Below are 5,554 nucleotides of genomic sequence, written 5' to 3'. Positions count from 1 at the left end.
TCGGGAGTTGAGCCCTTAACGGGGCTCAACTCCCGAAACCAAGCGGGGGAAGGGATTGGAATTATTGGAGATGTCTATAGTATGGTCACTCGGAACGAAGTAACCCCTCGTATGCTCTTTTGGTGGTCGAATACCAGGAGTAGGTGCTAACCGGATGCTGCGGGGTGGTGGGATTGAGTCAAAAGCAAACGCCTTGCTGTAATGGCAGGGATAGGCTGACAGACTCACGGTGATAAGGAAGGAATAGTGTCAAGTAGCAGTACATATGTCTAATACGCTGAACAATCAGACGGTGGAATGGAACCAGACGAACTGGCGAAAGCTGGAACGCCGAGTTTATAAGCTGCAAAAGAGAATATTCCGAGCCTCTAGTCGTGGTGATTTGGCAGCAGTTCGCAGACTCCAAAAGACTTTGATGAGGTCTTGGTCAGGAAGAATGCTGGCGGTGCGTCGCGTGACTCAGGATAACCAGGGCAAGAAAACAGCCGGAGTAGACGGAATTAAATCACTATCGCCCGTCCAAAGGCTAGCACTGGTGAAAAATCTTGGTCTAAAGGGGAAGTCCAAACCTACTCGTCGGGTATGGATAGACAAACCAGGAACAGACGAAAAGCGTCCTCTTGGCATTCCCACGATGTACGACAGAGCTACTCAAGCGCTGGTCAAACTAGCGCTTGAGCCGGAATGGGAGGCTCAATTTGAACCCAACTCCTATGGATTCCGACCAGGACGCTCATGCCTTGATGCCAAAGAAGCAATCTTCAATGCAATTAGGTATAAAGCCAAATATGTGCTGGATGCTGACATTGCTAAGTGCTTCGACCGTATCAATCACGGGGAACTACTCAAAAAACTTAATACATACCCGACCTTACGCCGCCAGATTAAGGCATGGCTCAAGTCAGGCGTGATGGATGGAAAAACACTGTTCCCCACATCTGAGGGTACGCCACAAGGAGGGGTCATTTCCCCACTACTTGCTAACATAGCCCTCCACGGGATGGAAGAACGGATAAAACAGGTAGCAGATACGCTACCAACCAGAAGTGGTCATGGTAAGCGAGAAAATCGCTCATCCTTAAGACTAATCCGGTACGCCGATGACTTCGTGATACTGCACGAAGACATAACCGTAGTCCAAAGGTGTAAAGAGATAATCTCTGAGTGGTTAAATGGCATGGGACTTGAACTGAAACCAAGTAAAACACGCCTCGCCCACACTTTGTACGAACATGAAGGGCAAAGCGCGGGGTTTAACTTCCTTGGCTTTAACGTCAGGCAGTACCCAACTGGAAAATATAACACGGGTTATAACGGACATAGGGAAAAACTTGGATTCAAGACACTCATTAAACCCAGCAAAGAAAAAGTAAAGGTACACTACGACCACATAGCTGAAGTAATACAACAGCATAAAACAGCTCCTCAAGCTGCGCTGATAGACCATTTGAACCCAATCATCAGAGGGTGGGCTAACTATTACAGCACAGTGGTCAGCAAAGAGACATTCTCTACGCTAGATAGAACGGTGTACTGCAAACTAAAAAGTTGGGCAAAACACCGCCACCCCGGTAAATCGGGAGAATGGGTAGCCAATAAATATTGGCAATCCATAGGCGGTGACAACTGGGTATTCGCAACCAGGCAGGAAGGGAAGAATCCTCTGCGGTTACTAAAGCATCAAGAGACACCTATTGTCCTTTATGTGAAAGTTAAAGGCGACGCTAGTCCTTATAATGGCAACCTAGTTTATTGGAGTTCAAGAATGGGTAAAAACCCCGAAGTTCCTAAGACAGTGGCAACACTTCTGAAGCGACAGAAAGGGAAATGTAACCACTGTGAATTGCACTTTTCCAACGAATCGGTGATGGAAGTAGACCACATCATTCCTAAGTCAAAAGGCGGAAAGAATGAGTACAAAAACCTACAACTACTACACCGTCATTGCCACGATGAAAAGACTGCCAACGATGAAAGTCTCGGCAACAAATCTGGCTGTAATAGTGCCAAGCCTAAGCCCGTCAAATCGGGCAACAGAGGTACTCATGACAAGAGCCTTATTACTGAGGAGCCGTGTGAGGTGAAAGTCTCAAGCACGGTTTTGAAGACGAGCGGGACTCGTGAGGGTCTCGCTTAGTTTAACCGGGCGCAGAGGGATTGTCAGACTAGCAACGGTTAGCAGAACCCGATGAAGCGTCAAGAATCACCGCTCATAAGAAGCCGGTGAGTATTTCAAATAACGCATCTCAAGAGCTAATCTCAAAGTTAGTTCTTTACCGCAATTGCTCATGGGTAGCCAATCTACAGCCAAAACTATCTTTCTCCTCGCCTCTATGGCGGGCTGGCTTATCGTTGGTGCATCTTTGATGTATCTTTTTCCGGTCGTCGCAGATTGGTTAATATCCGACGCTCGCACCCATCTATGGATGCAGACCCTCAGCCGTAGCGGTTACAATCCTATGCTGGCTTGGGTAGGAGGAGGCATCACTCTGGTTATTACCGTGTCGGGGTATATCCTCTGGCATCAGAGGTTTGAAGGCAAGATTTAGAGCGATGGTCACAGATTGATTTTGGAGCGATCGAGTTCTGAGTTCAAAGAAGTGTGGGAGGCCTTTGCGGTGAGGCGTAAAAAAAGCCTGCCAAGACGACTATCAGAATTTTAGATATTTATGAGTGCTGGTTTGATATACAGTGCTTACTTTTGGGAAAACAGCGAGTGCTATATTTCTGAAAGTTTGGGCTGCTGTAAAGCAAGATAGTATTAATGAATCTGAATTGGCAACAGTTATTAAATTCTCAGTGATTTAGTCTTTAAGTTTCTGCTAGATTGCCTTGAGGTCTTAATAAGAGCATGGATAGTAGAGATTGAAAGCTTAAATTTTATTACAATATGCTTTCCAGCTTATCTACGTTACCTTAAGTGTTTTCTCATTTGATGAGAATTAGGCGTAATAACATCCCATTCTTTCACCGGGTTTGAGGGCTATGTCCTTGATTTTATAAAGCTTTTGATGGGGTTGTCACCCCGTCAGCCACCAAACAAAAATTATTGTCGTCACAATGAAATGAATCCTACCGAGACAAAGAATATGACGCGAGAGGAAGCAATGCGACGAATTGACCGGGCAGCCCAGGAAAATTGGAAGAAACTGAATTTGTCGGGTTTGGACTTGGAGGAAGTCCCCTCGGAAATTGGCAAATGTACGCAGCTTGAGACGTTCGTGTTAATGGAATTCCAGTTCATGGCATTCCATGAAAAACGGAAAGAAAGGGGAAAACGGCTAACTAAGTTTCCTGATGCTGTTCTTCAATTAACCAACTTAAAAATACTTAACCTCCACGGCAATGAGATAACCTCCATCCCAGAGGCTATAGGGCAACTGTCCAATCTTACACTGCTTGAACTCGGTCTGAATCAGATTACCTCCATCCCAGAAAACATCAGGCAACTGTCCAATCTTACACTGCTCTACCTCGGGCACAATCAAATAACCAAAATCCCAGAAACCATCGGGCAACTATCCAATCTGACATGGCTTGACCTCCATGGCAATCAGATTACTTCCATCCCAGAAACCATCGGGCAACTATCCAATCTGACATGGCTTGACCTCAGTCACAATCAAATAACCAAAATTCCAGAAACCATAGGGCAACTGTCGGATCTGACACAGCTTGACCTCAGTCACAATCAAATAACCAAAGTCCCGGATGCAATCGGGCAACTGTCGGATCTGACACAGCTTGACCTCAGTCACAATCAAATAACCAAAGTCCCGGATGCAATCGGGCAACTGTCGGATCTGACACAGCTTGACCTCAGTCACAATCAAATAACCGAAATACCAGAGGTACTCAAGCAAATGTCGAAGCAAATCAAGGTTGATTTAGATAACAATCCAATTACCCCAATCCCAAAGGCGATTGAGCTGCTATCCGATTAGACACAGTACCCCGATAGCATTGGCTTTATTCAAAAAATCCGCATATCCTGACCCAGGGTTTAAAACTGCTACAGATTCATCAGAATATAAGCGTTTCCCCGCCTAACCTCCCCCTGCAAACTCAAGTACCTCTCTGCACCTTGGGGCGATCGCCTTTTTTGACTTAGAATCGGATATTGACTATTGCTTCTAACTGCTAGCAGCAGGCAAAGTGCCACAAACCATATTTACCCTTTCTCTTTTGTGTACTGCTGCAAATTAAGGCTCTAGACTCGCCGGACGATCGGCACCGCAATACAGGGAAACCTTGAACTGGAAAAATAACTCAGGAGATCTTTCACTTCATGTCAGCAAATGATTTCGAGTTTCAAGGGTTGCAAACTACAGCAATTCATGCCGGAGAAAAACCTGATAGCACTACTCGTGCTTCCTCCCCCAATATTGTAATGTCATCATCTTTTGTGACCGATGCGGATACTCCTTTCTCGGCTGAGAATATACAGGGTCAAACAACGTTCTTCTATAGCCGTGAGGGCAATCCAACTGTTCAACAGCTAGAACAAAAATTGGCAGCTTTAGAAGGTGCTGAGGCTTGTGTGGCATTTGGTAGCGGTATGGCAGCCATTTGGGCCTTGATGTTTCACCAGCTTAAGTCGGGCGACCACTTGGTCATGAGCGACGTTGCCTACGTTGGTGCGGCTGAATTGATGAAGGGATTGATTCCTCGTTTTGGGATTCAGGTAACGCGAGTCAATACAACAGATTTGAAGGCTGTAGAAGCAGCAATCCAAACCAATACCAAGCTGATTCATATTGAAACCCCTTGTAACCCAATTGTTAGATTGTCGGATATTAGGGCGATCGCACAAATAGCTCATGCTGCTGGTGCAAAGCTCTCGGTTGATTCGACCTTTGCCACCCCTGTAGCGACTCAGCCCCTCAGTTTAGGTGCAGATTTCGTTGTCCACTCCCTAAGCAAGTATTTATGTGGACATGGGGATGCAATTGGTGGAGCAGTTCTGGGAGCAAGCGATGAACTATCAGGAATTCGCGATCTGCTGGTTCATGTGGGGGGTGCACTTAGCCCATTTAACGCTTGGCTGATCATGCGGGGGATCACTACATTACCTATCCGCATGAAAGCTCATCAGGAAAATGCACTGAAAGTAGCAAAATTCCTGGAATCTCATCCTCAAGTCAAACAGATAATTTATCCAGGTCTACCTTCCCATCCCCAACACAAATTAGCAAAACGGCAGATGCGGAACTTTTCCGGCATGATTGCTTTCCAGGCCAAAGATGCTCAAGTCGTTGCTCAAGCTTTTGCCCAGCGATTGCAAGTCATTCACTATGCTGTGTCCCTCGGTCATCAGCGTAGTCTTATCTACTATATTTCCACTCAGGAAATGCTAAAAACCTCTTTCGCACTCGATGAGACGCAGGCTGAGGCGTACCGTAACTTTGCAGGGGATGGGGTTTTCAGACTATCAGTGGGGCTGGAAGATGCGTTTGATCTCTGTAGGGACTTAGATCAAACCCACATTCCGCACCCCCAACTGGCACATACGCGGATTGAGGGGGTAAAAGTGAATCATCCGAGACCGAGCGTG

General features: G+C 46.2%; 4 protein-coding genes. All 4 read left to right on the top strand.

Going from position 1 to position 5,554, the window contains the following annotated elements; translation table 11 throughout:
* Positions 1-265: 265 nt before the first annotated feature.
* Positions 266-2,137, top strand: coding sequence for a group II intron reverse transcriptase/maturase (ltrA, locus tag QUB30_RS32770; protein WP_333342366.1), 1,872 nt, complete (start codon positions 266-268; stop codon positions 2,135-2,137).
* A gap of 151 nt (positions 2,138-2,288) precedes the next feature.
* Complete coding sequence (locus tag QUB30_RS32765) at positions 2,289-2,549, top strand: hypothetical protein (protein WP_333342364.1); 261 nt, start codon at positions 2,289-2,291, stop codon at positions 2,547-2,549.
* 540 nt (positions 2,550-3,089) lie between these two features.
* On the top strand, positions 3,090-3,944 hold the full coding sequence (locus QUB30_RS32760) for a leucine-rich repeat domain-containing protein (RefSeq protein WP_333342362.1): 855 nt from the start codon (positions 3,090-3,092) through the stop codon (positions 3,942-3,944).
* Between the two features lie 344 nt (positions 3,945-4,288).
* The coding region (locus QUB30_RS32755; protein WP_333342361.1) for a PLP-dependent aspartate aminotransferase family protein at positions 4,289-5,554 on the top strand (1,266 nt) is incomplete at its 3' end.

Source organism: Microcoleus sp. BROC3 (assembly GCF_036702515.1).
GTDB lineage: Bacteria > Cyanobacteriota > Cyanobacteriia > Cyanobacteriales > Microcoleaceae > Microcoleus.
Note: the sequence above shows the minus strand (reverse complement) of the source record. Positions and strands in the feature narration are given on the sequence as shown.

Excerpts from the sequence above, each read along its gene's own strand:
- ltrA (WP_333342366.1), top strand. The coding sequence starts at position 266 with ATGTCTAATACGCTGAACAATCAGACGGTGGAATGGAACCAGACGAAC.
- QUB30_RS32765 (WP_333342364.1), top strand. The coding sequence starts at position 2,289 with ATGGGTAGCCAATCTACAGCCAAAACTATCTTTCTCCTCGCCTCTATG.
- QUB30_RS32760 (WP_333342362.1), top strand. The coding sequence starts at position 3,090 with ATGACGCGAGAGGAAGCAATGCGACGAATTGACCGGGCAGCCCAGGAA.